We start from the raw sequence: 13,237 nt of genomic DNA, 5'->3' as shown, positions 1-13,237 counted from the left end.
CGCGCTTGACATGGCCCTTCACGCAGGTGGGCGGCATGAGCCGGACATCATGCCCGAACTTGATCACTTCCCGCCCCGGTCGTGCGCGCTGGCGCAGGCTTCCATACCGAACAGGCAGGGCGGCGGGCGGTCGAGGAACTCCAGCATCTGGCTGTGCCGCGACTGGCGACGCAAGACAGCCAGGCCTTCGGCATCGACGCCGTGCAGCTAAAAAACAGGTTTCGCCAGATCGATCCCGAGTGAGGTAATCCTGTTCATGGATAGCTCCCCTTGCTGGCGATGCTCAAAGCACCCGACAGGGCACATCGCGATGCCGCAAGCGCGGCCATCCACCTCATCAGGGGCGGGCAATGGCTCGTTCCGGCAGGCCTTCGACCAGCCCGATCGCGCCCATGCCGGAGAGACCTGGCGCAAGGTGTCCGAGAAACTGCGCCCGCGCTGGCCCAGGCTCGCCGACCTGATGGACGTTCGCGAGCACGACGTTCTGGCCTTGATGTTCTTCCCGCGCCAGCACCGCACCAAGCTTCACAGCACGAACCCGATCAAGCGGCTGAGCAAGGAGGTGAAGCGCCGCGCCGCCATCGTCGGCGTTCGGGCATTCCTTCGGACCGGCGGCAATCATGGCCTCACTCCCGAACGAGGCCTCGATCCTGCGCCTGATCGGCGCCGTGCAGTTTGAGCAGATCGACGAATGGCAGCCCGCCAGCCGCTCCATGATGGTCGAGGCCCTCGCCCAGATCGACAAGGAGGAGATCGACCCCATTCTCAGCATGACCATGAAAGCCGCCTGATCATACCCTCAGGCCATCCGGGAAATGGCACCAGATTGACAGACGTGACCGGAAAGATCGCGTGGCCGGTCAGAGCCGCCTGCCATGCGGCTTCATGAACAGGTCGCCGCACCTGCCAGGCGGGCACGGGCAGGGCTTGTCCGTCCTGCGCCATGGGGGGCGGTATTCAATCGGGCGGCGTTCAGCCCTTGGCGGTCCTGGTCTGGATCGCGTGAAAGGCCTCGAATTGCGGCGCGCCGCTATGCAGCTTGCGCGTCTCGCCGGCATTTGCATGAGCCACGCGGAATTGCTCCGAGCGCGTCCAGGCGCGGAAGGCGTCCTCGTCGCGCCAGACCGTGTGCGAGGCATAGAGCCTGTGGCCATCGTTTTCGGGGCCCCTGAGCAGGTTGAACTCGACGAAACCGTCCATCTCGTGCAGGCGACTGTCGCGGTTCAGCCAGAGGGCCTCGAATGCCTCGGCATTTTCCAGAGGGACGGTGAAGCGGTTCATCGCAAGAAACATCTTTGGCTCCTGACCTTGGGGGTGCTGAATGCGGGATGGCTGGCGATTGCTGGCACGGCACCCTTGCGCGCGGATCAGGTGGGGTCAAGGGCCCCTCTTGTCGCCGTTCGCGCCGCGTCCTAGCTTGGTGAGCATGAGAGATGGGCCCCGGGTCGAGATCCATTATTGCACGGGCTGCAACTGGTTGTTGCGGGCCGGCTGGATGGCGCAGGAATTGCTGCAGACCTTTGGCGCCGATCTGGCCGAGGTTGCGTTGGTGTCGGGGCACGGCGGCATCTACCGGATCGCGGTTGATGGCCAGGTAATCTGGGACCGCAAGGCGGATGGCGGCTTTCCTGGCGCCGCCGAGATCAAGCAACGTTTGCGTGACGTGATCGCGCCGGGGCGCGATCTGGGTCATGTGGACCGCTAATCTCGGAGGCTGTTGTAGAGTGCAAGATCCTCGGCCATGGCGTCGCGCAGGGATGCCTCGTCCTCGGGGGTCAGCCGGACATCGACACTGGGCGGGACATTGATGCGCGGCAATTCGATCATGCAATCCAGTCGCGTTTCCAGAAAGTCGATGAAGGCATCGATCCGCTCATAGCGGAAGATCCGATCCGTCCGCTTCTGGCCGTCTGCGAGGAACTCGGCCTGACTGCCGATGCCCAAGGCCGCGCGCCCGCCCGGCGCGACGTAACGGCGCGCGAAATCGGCGAAGCTGACGCCCCTCATCGGATGGGCCGGATCCTCGCTGTCGTCACGCAATTTGAAGCGATACCAGCTGCGCAGCCAGTCCAGCGGCTCGCGCATCAGGGCGACAGTGGTGAAGGCCTCTCCGGTCTGCTCGGTCAGCCAGGGCCCCAGGTGGCGATGATAGCCTGCGATGCCGGTATGTTTCAGCGCCTCGGGCCGTTGCAGCGAGACCGAGGCGAGAGGTTCCAGCGCCATCTCGATCGCCGTCGATCCCGTCTTGGGCGTTGCCAGAAAGACCAGTCGCTTTTCCCAGAAGATCAACATGGCTGGCGTGGTCCGTGTTGCAGATGGTTTTCCCAGCGGGGAATAACGCGCCGTCGCGCAGCTGTAAACGATTTGTTAACCGGGTCGGGATGAAGCTTTGCCTTGGGCGAATCGATTTCATGCGTCGGGGTGCTTGCAACCGGGGGGGAACTGGTCCAATTATTGCGAACAAGGCACGAACATTCGGCCGGTCCCGCGATTGCCCCGCCGGGAGGGCTGTGAAATAACAGGGTAAGGACATGGCACAGGCGAGCATTTTCGACATGAGTGACAAGCGCAGCGCTGACAAGCAGAAGGCGCTCGACAGCGCCCTGGCGCAGATCGAGCGGCAATTCGGCAAGGGCTCGATCATGAAGCTGGGCAAGGACAGCCCCGTGGCCGAGATCGAGGCGACATCGACGGGCTCTCTGGGTCTGGACATCGCGCTTGGCATCGGAGGGCTGCCCAAGGGCCGGATCATCGAGATCTTCGGGCCCGAAAGCTCGGGCAAGACCACGCTGACGCTGCATGTCGTGGCCGAGGAACAGAAGAAGGGCGGCGTCTGCGCCTTCGTCGATGCCGAACACGCGCTGGACCCGCAATATGCCAGGAAGCTGGGCGTCAACCTGGACGAACTGCTGATCAGCCAGCCCGACACGGGCGAGCAGGCGCTGGAGATCGTCGATACGCTGGTGCGCTCGGGCGCGGTCAGCCTGGTGGTGGTTGATTCTGTCGCAGCCCTGACGCCCAAGTCCGAGATCGAAGGCGATATGGGCGACATGCAGATGGGCAGCCAGGCCCGCCTGATGAGCCAGGCCATGCGCAAGCTGACCGCCTCGATCGGGCGGTCGAACTGCATGGTGATCTTCATCAATCAGATTCGCATGAAGATCGGCGTGATGTTCGGCAATCCCGAGACGACAACGGGCGGCAACGCGCTGAAATTCTATGCCTCGGTCCGTCTGGACATCCGCCGCACCGGCGCGGTCAAGGATCGCGACGAGGTGACGGGAAACACGACGCGCGTGAAGGTGGTCAAGAACAAGGTCGCGCCTCCGTTCCGGCAGGTCGAATTCGACATCATGTATGGCGAGGGGATCAGCAAGGTCGGCGAATTGATCGACCTGGGGGTCAAGGCCGGCGTGGTCGAAAAATCGGGCGCCTGGTATTCCTATGGCGACGAGCGCATCGGCCAGGGCCGCGAGAATGCCAAGCAGTTCCTGCGCGACCGTCCCGAAATCGCATTGGCCATCGAGGACAAGATCCGCGCAAGCCACGGTCTGGATTTCGCGGTCGGGAGCGGCGAGGACGACGTCCTGGCCGAGGATTGATCGCAACCTTGCGGCGCGCGCAGGCAAGCCTGCACGCAAGACCTTTCTCCCTGTAGCCGGTGCGGCGCACCGGCTACAGGGCTGTCTGCACCCTGCATTGCTGGACAGTGCCGCAGGGCGCGGTTAGATCGTTTTCCAAGCCGGCGGTGCCGGTCAGACCCGTTTTGCGATGAAGGCCCGCCATGCCCAGTCTGAGTGACATTCGTCAAACCTTCCTTGGCTATTTCGAGAAGAACGGTCACCGCGTGGTCGAGAGCAGCCCTCTGGTGCCGCGCAATGATCCAACGCTGATGTTCGCCAATTCCGGCATGGTCCAGTTCAAGAACCTGTTCACCGGCGTCGAGACACGCGATTATCAGCGCGCCACCACGGCGCAGAAATGCGTTCGCGCGGGCGGCAAGCACAACGACCTGGATAATGTGGGCTATACGGCGCGGCACCACACCTTTTTCGAGATGCTGGGAAACTTCAGCTTCGGCGATTACTTCAAGGAAGGCGCCATTCCCTTTGCCTGGGAGTTGCTGACCAAGGAATTCGACATCCCCAGGCACCGGCTGCTGGTGACCGTCTATCATACCGATGACGAGGCAGCGGCGATCTGGAAGAAGGTCGCGGGGCTGTCGGATGACCGCATTATCCGTATCCCGACCAGCGACAATTTCTGGCAGATGGGGCCGACCGGACCTTGCGGCCCCTGCACCGAGATATTCTTTGACCATGGCGACTCGATCCCGGGTGGCCCTCCGGGTTCGGCGGATGAAGATGGCGACCGCTTCATCGAGATCTGGAACCTGGTCTTCATGCAGAACGAGCAGTTCGAGGACGGCTCGATGCGGGCGCTGGACATGCAGTCCATCGACACGGGCATGGGGCTGGAGCGGATCGGCGCGCTTTTGCAGGGCAAGCACGACAATTACGACACCGATCTGATGCGCGCGTTGATCGAAGCCAGTGCGAATGTGACCAGTGTGGATCCGGATGGGCCGGGCAAGGTCCATCACCGGGTGATTGCCGACCACCTGCGTTCGACCAGTTTCCTGATTGCGGATGGGGTGATGCCCAGCAATGAGGGGCGTGGCTATGTGCTGCGCCGGATCATGCGGCGTGCGATGCGTCATGCGCATATGCTGGGGGCAACTGACCCGGTGATGCACAAGCTGGTGCCGGCACTGGTGCGCCAGATGGGCGCGGCCTATCCGGAGCTGACGCGCGCTCAGGCAATGATCGAGGAGACGCTGCGGTCCGAGGAGACGCGGTTCCGCCAGACGCTGGACCGGGGCCTGCGGCTTTTGGACGACGAATTGGCGAAGTTGCCCGACGGGGCGGATCTGCCGGGCGAAACGGCCTTCAAGCTCTATGATACCTTCGGTTTCCCGCTGGACCTTACTCAGGATGCGTTGCGCGAAAAGGGGCGTGGCGTGCAGATCGAGGGTTTCGACGCAGCCATGGCGGAACAGAAGCGCATGGCGCGCGCGGCCTGGAGCGGATCGGGCGAGGCGGCAGACGCCAGGATCTGGTTCGAGCTGGCCGATAAGCACGGTGTGACCGAGTTCCTGGGCTATGACACCGAAGAGGCCGAGGGGCAGGTCATGGCCCTGGTGATCGACGGCGCCGAGGTTGCCGAGGCCGCGGCTGGCACCAAGGTCACGATCGTGGTGAACCAGACGCCCTTCTATGCCGAAAGCGGCGGTCAGGTGGGCGACGCGGGGCTGATCCGGACCGAAACGGGGGCAGCGCGCGTTGCCGACACGAAGAAGGTCGCAGGCGTCTTCCTGCACCAGGCAGAGGTAACGGCGGGCGTCATCAGCCGGGGGCAGGGCGCGCAATTGGCGGTGGACCATGAGCGCCGCGGCGCGATCCGGGCGAACCATTCGGCCACGCATCTGCTGCACGAGGCGCTGCGCGGTGTCCTGGGCGAGCATGTCGCGCAGCGGGGCAGCCTGAACGCGCCCGACCGGCTGCGCTTCGATTTCAGCCATAACAGTGCGCTCAGCGCCGAGGAGATGACTCGGATCGAGGCCGAGGTGAACAGCTTCATTCGTCAGAACAGTCCCGTCGAGACCCGGCTGATGACGCCTGACGAGGCGCGCGCCCTTGGGGCGCAGGCCCTGTTCGGCGAGAAATACGGCGACGAGGTGCGCGTGGTCTCGATGGGCGTCCATCCCGGAAGCGGCAAGGGAGCAGATGGCGCGGCCTATTCGCTGGAATTGTGCGGCGGCACGCATGTCGCGCGGACGGGCGATATCGGGGCTTTTGTCCTTCTGGGCGATGCAGCCTCCAGTGCAGGGGTGCGGCGCATCGAGGCGCTGACGGGGCAGGCCGCGCTGGATCATCTGCGTGCGGCGGACCGCCGTCTGGGCGAGATTGCGGGGATTCTCAAGGCGCAATCCGCCGATGTGGTGAACCGCGTTCGCGCCTTGGCAGACGAACGCAAGGCGCTGGCCAATGAGGTCGCGCAACTGAAGCGTCAATTGGCCATGAGCAGCGGCGGGGCCTCGGAAGCCGAGGAGGTCGCAGGTGTCAGGTTCATTGCCCGCCGCGTCGAGGGCGTGGGCGGCAAGGAGCTGGGCGCGCTGGTCGAAGAGATGAAGGCTTCGCTGGGCAGCGGCGCGGTTTTGCTGCTGGCTGAGGATGGTGGCAAGGCAACGGTCGCGGCGGGCGTGACGCCGGACCTGACCGGGCGAATCAGTGCCGTGGCGCTGGTTCAGGCCGCGACGGCTGCCCTTGGCGGCAAGGGCGGAGGCGGCCGCCCCGACCGTGCGCAGGGCGGCGCCCCCTCGCTTGCGGCCGCGGAAACGGCGTTCCAGGACGCGCGCAAGATCATCGAGGACAGCAAATGACAGCCTTGTGGATTGCCCATGTGCATGTGACGGACCCCGAGGCTTATGGCCTTTATGCCAAAGCCGCGGGGCCGGCAATCGCAGCCCACGGGGGTGTGTTCCTGGCGCGTGGAGGGCGCTATCACGTGCTGGAAGGCGCCGACCGCGCCCGTCATGTCGTGGCGCGCTTCCCGTCGCTGGAGGCGGCAGTTGCCTGCTATCACAGCAGAGAATATCAGGCGGCTCTGTCTCATGCCAAAGGCGCGAGCGAACGCGACCTTGTGATTGTCGAGGAAGCGCCAGCCCCGACGGAGTAGATGAAGTCCTTGCTCTTTCGTGCTAAGCCTGTCACAAAAGAGACCTAAAAGGGGCAAGGGCATGTGCCGGTGGGCCGCCTATCTGGGCGAACCGATCTTTCTGGAAGACATCGTCAGCAAACCGGCGCATTCGCTGATTCGCCAAAGTCAGGGCGCAATGCGGTGCCACACGCCGGTCAATGCCGATGGTTTCGGGATCGCCTGGTATGGAGAGCGGCCCGAGCCCGGTCTTTATCGAGATGTGATGCCCGCCTGGTCCGATCCCAACCTGCGCTCTCTGGTCGGACAGGTTCGCTCCGGGCTGTTTCTGGCCCATGTGCGCGCTTCGACCGGGACGGCGACCAGCCGCAACAATTGTCATCCTTTCACCGTCGGGCGCTGGAGCTTCATGCATAACGGCCAGTTCGGTGGTTATGACAGATTTCGGCGCCATGCCGATGTGTTGATCCGGGACGAGTTCTATCCTCATCGCAAGGGCGCAACGGACAGCGAGGCGCTGTTCCTGATCGCCCTGGGCGAGGGGTTGGAGGACGATCCGCGCGGCGCGATGGAGCGGGCCGTGGGGCAGTTGACGGCGCTGGCCCGCCAGCGAGGCGAGACGCCGCATGTCCGTGCGGCCTGTGCCCTGTCGGACGGGCGGCGTCTCTACGTTCTGCGCTACAGCAGCGACGATCAGGCGCCATCGCTGTATCATCGCTGGTCCGCCACGCGGCGAGGCTGGGCCGTCGTCTCCGAGCCACTCGAGACCGATGAAACCGACTGGCAGGAGGTTCCGCCCGGCAGCTTCTGTATCTTCGAGGGCGAGCGGTTCAAGAGCCTGCCCTTTGAACCGGAAACGCTCAGCGCCGCCGCCTGATCGGATCACTCGGGACGCGACCGGGGTAACGGGGCCGGTTCGGGCTTGGCGCGACGAAAGACCAGCAGGTTGTGATAAATGGTGCTGCGCCCGGTCAGGCCGCTGCGCTCCTCACTGGGCAGAACATCGGCGCGCAGGTAATCCCAGCCATCGGCCGCCATGCGGTTCAGTTCCGCCGCCAGCGCCAGCGCATAACGGTCGGTGGGCGTTTTGGCGTCGCGGGCCTTCTCGCTCCGGGTCGGCGCGGGAATGACGGCATATTCATAGCGCATCGGGCGGTCCTTGTGGTGATGGGCCGGAAGGCGGGCGCGACCCGGTGCCGCGCCCCAGGGATCAAAGACCCAGTTTCTGCGCGACAAGCGCGTTCACGGCCGCCGGGTTAGCCTTGCCGCCGGTGGCCTTGAGCACCTGACCCACGAACCAGCCCGCAAGCTTGGGATTGGCGCGGGCCTTCTCGACCTGCGCGGGATTGGCGGTGATGATCTCGTCCACCGCCGCCTCGATCGCGCCGAGATCGGTGACCTGCTTCATGCCGCGCGCCTCGACGATGGCGGCGGGATCGCCGCCCTCGGTCCACAGGATTTCGAACAGATCCTTGGCGATCTTGCCCGAGATGTCGCCTTTGGCGATCAGATCGATCACGCCGCCCAGCTGCGCCGCCGTAACGGGCGAGGTCGCGATGGTCAGCCCTTCCTTGTTCAGGCGGCCGAAGAGTTCGTTGATGACCCAGTTCGCGGCCATCTTGCCGTCGCGCCCGGAGGCCACGGCCTCGAAGTAATCGGCATTCTCGACCTCGGCGGTCAGCACGCCCGCATCGTATTCAGACAGGCCCAGATCCTTGACGAAACGGGCCTTCTTCTGGTCGGGCAGTTCCGGCATCGCTGCGGCGATGTCATCGACCCAGGCCTGATCGATCTCCAGCGGCAAAAGGTCGGGGTCGGGGAAGTAGCGGTAGTCATGCGCCTCTTCCTTGGACCGCATCGAGCGCGTTTCTCCCCTGTCGGGATCGTAGAGGCGGGTTTCCTGCACGACCGTGCCGCCATCCTCGATGATGGCGATCTGGCGGCGCGCCTCGTATTCGATCGCCGCCTGGATGAAGCGCAGCGAGTTCATGTTCTTGATCTCGCAGCGCGTGCCCAGATGGCTGAAATCGCCGGTTTCCATGAAACGTTCGTAATCGCCGGGCTTGCAGACCGAGACGTTAACGTCGGCGCGCAGGTTGCCGTTCTGCATGTTGCCGTCGCAGGTGCCCAGATAGCGCATGATCTGGCGCAGCTTGGCGACATAGGCGGCGGCCTCTTCGGGGCTGCGGATGTCGGGGCGGCTGACGATCTCCATCAGGGCGACGCCGGTGCGGTTCAGGTCCACAAAGGACATGTTCGGGTCCATGTCATGGATCGACTTGCCGGCATCCTGTTCGATATGGATGCGCTCGATCCGGACGCGGCGGGCGATTCCGGGGCCCATGTCCACGATCACCTCGCCTTCGCCGACAATGGGATGGTAGAGCTGGCTGATCTGGTAGCCTTGGGGCAGGTCGGGATAGAAATAGTTCTTGCGGTCGAAGGCCGAGCGCAGGTTGATCGCGGCCTTCAGCCCAAGGCCGGTGCGCACGGCCTGGGCCACGCAGAATTCGTTGATGACCGGCAGCATCCCCGGCATCGCGGCATCGACAAAGGCGACATTGCTGTTGGGCTCGGCCCCGAATTCGGTCGAAGCGCCCGAGAACAGCTTGGCTTTCGAGGCAATCTGGGCGTGCACTTCGAGCCCGATCACCAGTTCCCAATCGCTTTTGGCGCCCTGGATCACCTTGGGCTGGGGTGCGGCATAGGTCAGGTGGTCAAGCATCGCGCGGGCCTTTTCGTCGGTCGTTCCGGTCTTTGGTGCCTTGTAGGACAGGCGACGGTTCTTGTCACGGGGCGGCGAGACGGGCGGGGCTGCGCGAATCGTCCTGCCTCCGTCGAAAGATGCTGTTTCATATGCACTTTTCTCCACATGGTCGTGATCCCGGCTTGAATCGGCGGAAATCCCCCATCGGCGTCCGTGGGCTCTGGCGTGATTCTGCCGATGAAAGGGGGGCTTGTGGCGTCGCCATTGCGCGGATCGACAAAGCGCCGCATCGGAAACAGGACCGAAACAACGCCATGGGTTGCCGATGCGCCTTGCGCTTGCCCTCGCCACGATCGCCGTCATCGCCGGCTGCGCCCCTTCCGCCAGAACCGAGGTCGAAAATCACGCCGAAGCACGGCAGATGTCGCTGGCATCGGCGCCTCCGATGCGGTGGGGTTCCCGACAGGGGTCGGATGCCTGGACGCAGGCGACGCTGGCGGCGCTGGACCGCGAGGGCGCCACGATCCTGTCGCGCGTGCCGGCAGACGTGCAGACCTTCTGCCCGCGATACGCCGCCCTGGACGAGACCGGGCGCCGCGCCTTCTGGGCCGGGCTGCTGTCGGCGGTGGCCAAACATGAAAGCACCTACAATCCGAACGCGGCCGGGGGTGGCGGCCGCTGGCTTGGCCTGATGCAGATTGCGCCCGCGACCTGGCGGCATTACGGCTGCACAGGCAATATCCGTAACGGCGCTGACAACATGGCCTGCGCGGTGCGGATCATGTCGCGGCAGGTGGCGCGCGACAATGCCGTGGCGCATGATGGCAGCGGCTGGCGCGGTGTCGCGCGCGATTGGGCGCCGCTGCGCAGCTCTGCCAAACGTGCAGACATCGCCGCCTGGACCTCGTCGCAAAGCTATTGCCGCGGCGACGCCTGAGCACGATATCATCGGACTCGACGGCGCGGCCTGCCACGGGGCCGCGCGTATCCTTGTCAGCGCAAGGCCGCCAGGATCCGCGCCCAGGACCGCGCGCCCCTGGCAAAGCTTTCCAGATCGTATTTCTCGTTGGGCGAATGGATGCGATCGTCGTCTCGGCCAAAGCCGATCAGCATCGAATCCATTCCCAGCAATTCCTTGAAGTCGCCCGCAATCGGGATCGAGCCGCCCGCGCCGATAAAGGCGGCTTCGCGGCCCCATTCGCGGCTCAGCGCGTCGCGCGCCAGACCAAAGGCCGGGTCGGACACATCCATGACGCTGGCCGGACTGGCGCCGTGGTCGTGGAATTCGACCCGGCAATCGGCGGGGACAAAGCGGCGGACGTGATCCTGAAAGGCCGCGCGGATTGCCTGCGGATCCTGCCGGCCCGTCAGGCGGAAACTGACCTTGGCGCGCGCCTCGGCGGGCAGCACGGTCTTGAAGCCGTCGCCCGCATAGCCGCCCGCGATGCCGTTGATCTCGGCCGTGGGGCGGTTCCAGACCATCTCCAGCGGAGTGCGGTCCTGTTCGCCGACGGGCTGCGACAGGCCCACACGGCCCAGAAATGCGGCGGCGTCGAAATCCAGCGCCTGCCAGTCGCGCGCCTGTTCGGGCGTCAGATCCTCGACCCCGTTATAGAAACCAGGCAGGGTGACGCGCCCGGTCTCGTCCTTCAGGGCGGCCAGCGCCTGCACTAGGATCATGATCGGGTTTGCGGCCAGACCGCCGAAACTGCCCGAATGAAGGTCGCGATCGGCGGCACGGATGACGACTTCCTGCCCGACAAGGCCGCGCAATTGCGTCGTGATCGCGGGGCGGCCATCGGCATAAAGGGCAGTATCGCAGATCATCGCCAGCGAGGCGCGCAGCATCTCGGCATGATCGCGCAGGAAAGGGCGCAGCGAGGGCGAGCCGGATTCCTCCTCGCCCTCGAACAGCAGAACCAGGTCCGAGGGCAGGGCGCCGTGCACGGCCTTCCAGGCACGGAATGCTTCGATGAAGGTCATCAGCTGGCCCTTGTCGTCTGACGCGCCGCGCCCGCGGATCACCCGGCCCAAAGGCGTGTCCTCGATTGCAGGCTCGAAGGGTGGACGGTCCCAGAGCGCCAGCGGATCGACCGGCTGCACGTCGTAATGACCGTAAAACAGCAGCCGGCGCGCTCCGCCCGGGGCCGAGCGCGCCACGACCATCGGATGCCCCGGCGTGTCGTGAATTCGCGTCTCGAAGCCCAGTTCGGTCAGTTCGCGCGCCAGCCATTCCGCGGCAGCCCGCACATCGCCCGCATGGGCCGGGTCGGTCGAGATCGACGGGATTCGCAGGAACTGCATCAGCCTTTCAAGCGCCGCATCCCGGTCCGCCTCCAGCTGCGTCAGGATGTCCTCCAATCTTGTCGAATCCGTCATTTTTCCTATCTTTCCCTTGTCATCGACCGGCACGGGACGTTGTTCTTTCGTCTGGTCCGACGTTTTTGGCCTGTCCTTTTTGCGCCTTGACCTCTATCAAAGTCGGGCCGCGCGCGATCTGACAATGATTGCACCCAGCCAGCTATGCAAGGGAACGCCCGCAATGAATTATGATGCCGCCCTCGACCAGGCCATTGCTCGTCTTCATGATGAGGGGCGCTATCGCACCTTCATCGACATCGAGCGTGCCAGGGGGCGCTTTCCGCAGGCGATCTGGAACCGGCCCGATGGTGAAAAGCAGGAAATCACCGTCTGGTGCGGGAACGATTACCTGGGCATGGGCCAGCATCCGGCCGTCCTGTCGGCCATGCACGAGGCATTGGACGCAACCGGCGCCGGTTCGGGCGGGACGCGCAATATCAGCGGCACGACAGTCTATCACAAACGGCTGGAGGCCGAACTGGCCGATCTGCACCAGAAAGAGGCGGCGCTGGTCTTTTCCTCGGCCTATATCGCCAATGACGCGACCCTTTCGACCCTGCCCAAGCTGTTTCCCGGCCTGATCATCTATTCGGACGAGCTGAACCACGCCTCGATGATCGAGGGTATCAAGCGCAATGGCGGCGCCAAGCGGATCTTTCGCCACAATGACGTGGCCCATCTGCGTCAGCTCATCGAGGCCGACGATCCGGCCGCGCCCAAGCTGATCGCCTTCGAGTCGATCTATTCGATGGATGGCGATTTCGGGCCGATCGCCGCAATCTGCGATCTGGCCGAGGAATTCGGCGCGCTGACCTACCTGGACGAGGTTCATGCGGTCGGCATGTATGGTCCCCGCGGTGGCGGCGTGGCCGAGCGCGACCGGCTTGCGCATCGCATCGACATCATCAACGGGACGCTGGGCAAGGCGTTCGGGGTGTTCGGAGGCTATATCGCGGCCAGCGCGAAGATGTGCGACGCGATCCGCTCCTATGCGCCGGGCTTCATCTTCACGACCTCGCTGCCGCCTTCGGTCGCGGCGGGGGCTGCGGCTTCGATCGCGCTGCTGAAGACCGCCGAAGGGCAGAAGCTGCGCGATGCCCAGCAGCTGCACGCGCGCATCCTCAAGATGCGGCTCAAGTCGCTCGGGATGCCGATCATCGACCATGGCAGCCATATCGTGCCCGTGCATGTGGGCCATCCGGTCCATTGCAAGGCGCTGTCGGACATGCTGTTGCGCGACCACGGGATCTATGTTCAGCCGATCAACTTCCCGACCGTGCCGCGCGGCACCGAACGCCTGCGCTTCACGCCCTCGCCGGTGCACGATCTCGGGCAGATCGACCACCTGGTCCGGGCGATGGATCGCCTCTGGTCGCATTGCGCGCTGAATCGCGCCGAATTGAGCGCCTGATCCCGTTCTTGGATGAACTGCTCTCGCCCGCGTGATAACGT

The 13,237-nt window shown here is 64.6% G+C and carries 12 protein-coding genes and 1 pseudogene; 8 read left to right on the top strand and 5 right to left on the bottom strand.

Features of this window, described 5'->3' with window-relative positions; translation table 11 throughout:
* Window positions 1–355: 355 nt before the first annotated feature.
* Window positions 356–791 (top strand): annotated as a pseudogene (locus KY389_RS15810) (transposase); the annotation flags it as partial.
* Window positions 792–972: 181 nt separating this feature from the next.
* Here KY389_RS15810 and hmuQ read toward each other — a convergent pair.
* Window positions 973–1,293 (bottom strand): heme-degrading protein HmuQ, encoded by a 321-nt coding sequence (hmuQ, locus tag KY389_RS06465; RefSeq protein WP_219830031.1) that lies wholly within the window; start codon window positions 1,291–1,293, stop codon window positions 973–975.
* A gap of 133 nt (window positions 1,294–1,426) precedes the next feature.
* Here hmuQ and KY389_RS06460 point away from each other — a divergent pair, with 133 nt between their 5' ends.
* Window positions 1,427–1,705, top strand: a complete 279-nt coding sequence (locus KY389_RS06460) for an Rdx family protein (RefSeq protein WP_219830030.1) — start codon at window positions 1,427–1,429, stop codon at window positions 1,703–1,705.
* Here the strand turns inward: KY389_RS06460 and KY389_RS06455 are convergent.
* Entirely contained in the window at window positions 1,702–2,292 is a 591-nt protein-coding gene (locus KY389_RS06455; RefSeq protein WP_219830029.1) for a sulfotransferase family protein, read from the bottom strand. The genes KY389_RS06460 and KY389_RS06455 overlap by 4 nt on opposite strands.
* A gap of 239 nt (window positions 2,293–2,531) precedes the next feature.
* On the opposite strand from KY389_RS06455, the gene recA reads away from it, so the two are divergent.
* From recA to KY389_RS06435, 4 genes are all read left to right on the top strand, one after another.
* Window positions 2,532–3,602 (top strand): recombinase RecA, encoded by a 1,071-nt coding sequence (recA, locus tag KY389_RS06450; RefSeq protein WP_219830028.1) that lies wholly within the window; start codon window positions 2,532–2,534, stop codon window positions 3,600–3,602.
* A 182-nt stretch (window positions 3,603–3,784) separates the two neighbouring features.
* The gene (gene alaS, locus KY389_RS06445) at window positions 3,785–6,442 is read left to right on the top strand and encodes an alanine--tRNA ligase (RefSeq protein WP_219830027.1); all 2,658 of its coding nucleotides are present in this window, start codon (window positions 3,785–3,787) and stop codon (window positions 6,440–6,442) included.
* Complete coding sequence (locus KY389_RS06440) at window positions 6,439–6,738, top strand: DUF1330 domain-containing protein (RefSeq protein WP_219830026.1); 300 nt, start codon at window positions 6,439–6,441, stop codon at window positions 6,736–6,738. Before alaS ends, KY389_RS06440 begins: the two co-directional genes overlap by 4 nt.
* A 61-nt stretch (window positions 6,739–6,799) precedes the next feature.
* Window positions 6,800–7,594, top strand: a complete 795-nt coding sequence (locus tag KY389_RS06435) for a class II glutamine amidotransferase (protein ID WP_219830025.1) — start codon at window positions 6,800–6,802, stop codon at window positions 7,592–7,594.
* A 5-nt stretch (window positions 7,595–7,599) separates the two neighbouring features.
* Here the strand turns inward: KY389_RS06435 and KY389_RS06430 are convergent, their stop codons facing one another.
* Both KY389_RS06430 and gatB read right to left on the bottom strand, forming a co-directional pair.
* Window positions 7,600–7,866, bottom strand: coding sequence for a DUF4177 domain-containing protein (locus tag KY389_RS06430; protein ID WP_219830024.1), 267 nt, complete (start codon window positions 7,864–7,866; stop codon window positions 7,600–7,602).
* 61 nt (window positions 7,867–7,927) lie between these two features.
* Complete coding sequence (gatB, locus tag KY389_RS06425; RefSeq protein WP_219830023.1) at window positions 7,928–9,442, bottom strand: Asp-tRNA(Asn)/Glu-tRNA(Gln) amidotransferase subunit GatB; 1,515 nt, start codon at window positions 9,440–9,442, stop codon at window positions 7,928–7,930.
* Window positions 9,443–9,749: 307 nt separating this feature from the next.
* Between gatB and KY389_RS06420 the strand changes: the two genes are divergently transcribed.
* Window positions 9,750–10,361, top strand: coding sequence for a lytic transglycosylase domain-containing protein (locus KY389_RS06420; RefSeq protein WP_219830022.1), 612 nt, complete (start codon window positions 9,750–9,752; stop codon window positions 10,359–10,361).
* A 56-nt stretch (window positions 10,362–10,417) separates the two neighbouring features.
* Here KY389_RS06420 and KY389_RS06415 read toward each other — a convergent pair whose 3' ends face one another.
* Entirely contained in the window at window positions 10,418–11,803 is a 1,386-nt protein-coding gene (locus KY389_RS06415) for a dipeptidase (RefSeq protein ID WP_219830021.1), read from the bottom strand.
* A gap of 163 nt (window positions 11,804–11,966) precedes the next feature.
* On the opposite strand from KY389_RS06415, the gene hemA reads away from it, so the two are divergent.
* The gene (hemA, locus tag KY389_RS06410) at window positions 11,967–13,196 is read left to right on the top strand and encodes a 5-aminolevulinate synthase (protein ID WP_219830020.1); all 1,230 of its coding nucleotides are present in this window, start codon (window positions 11,967–11,969) and stop codon (window positions 13,194–13,196) included.
* Window positions 13,197–13,237 lie beyond the last annotated feature (41 nt).

It is taken from the genome of Paracoccus bogoriensis, from assembly GCF_019431455.1.
Taxonomy (GTDB): Bacteria; Pseudomonadota; Alphaproteobacteria; order Rhodobacterales; family Rhodobacteraceae; genus Paracoccus; species Paracoccus bogoriensis.
This window is presented reverse-complemented; position numbering and strand designations above follow the sequence as displayed.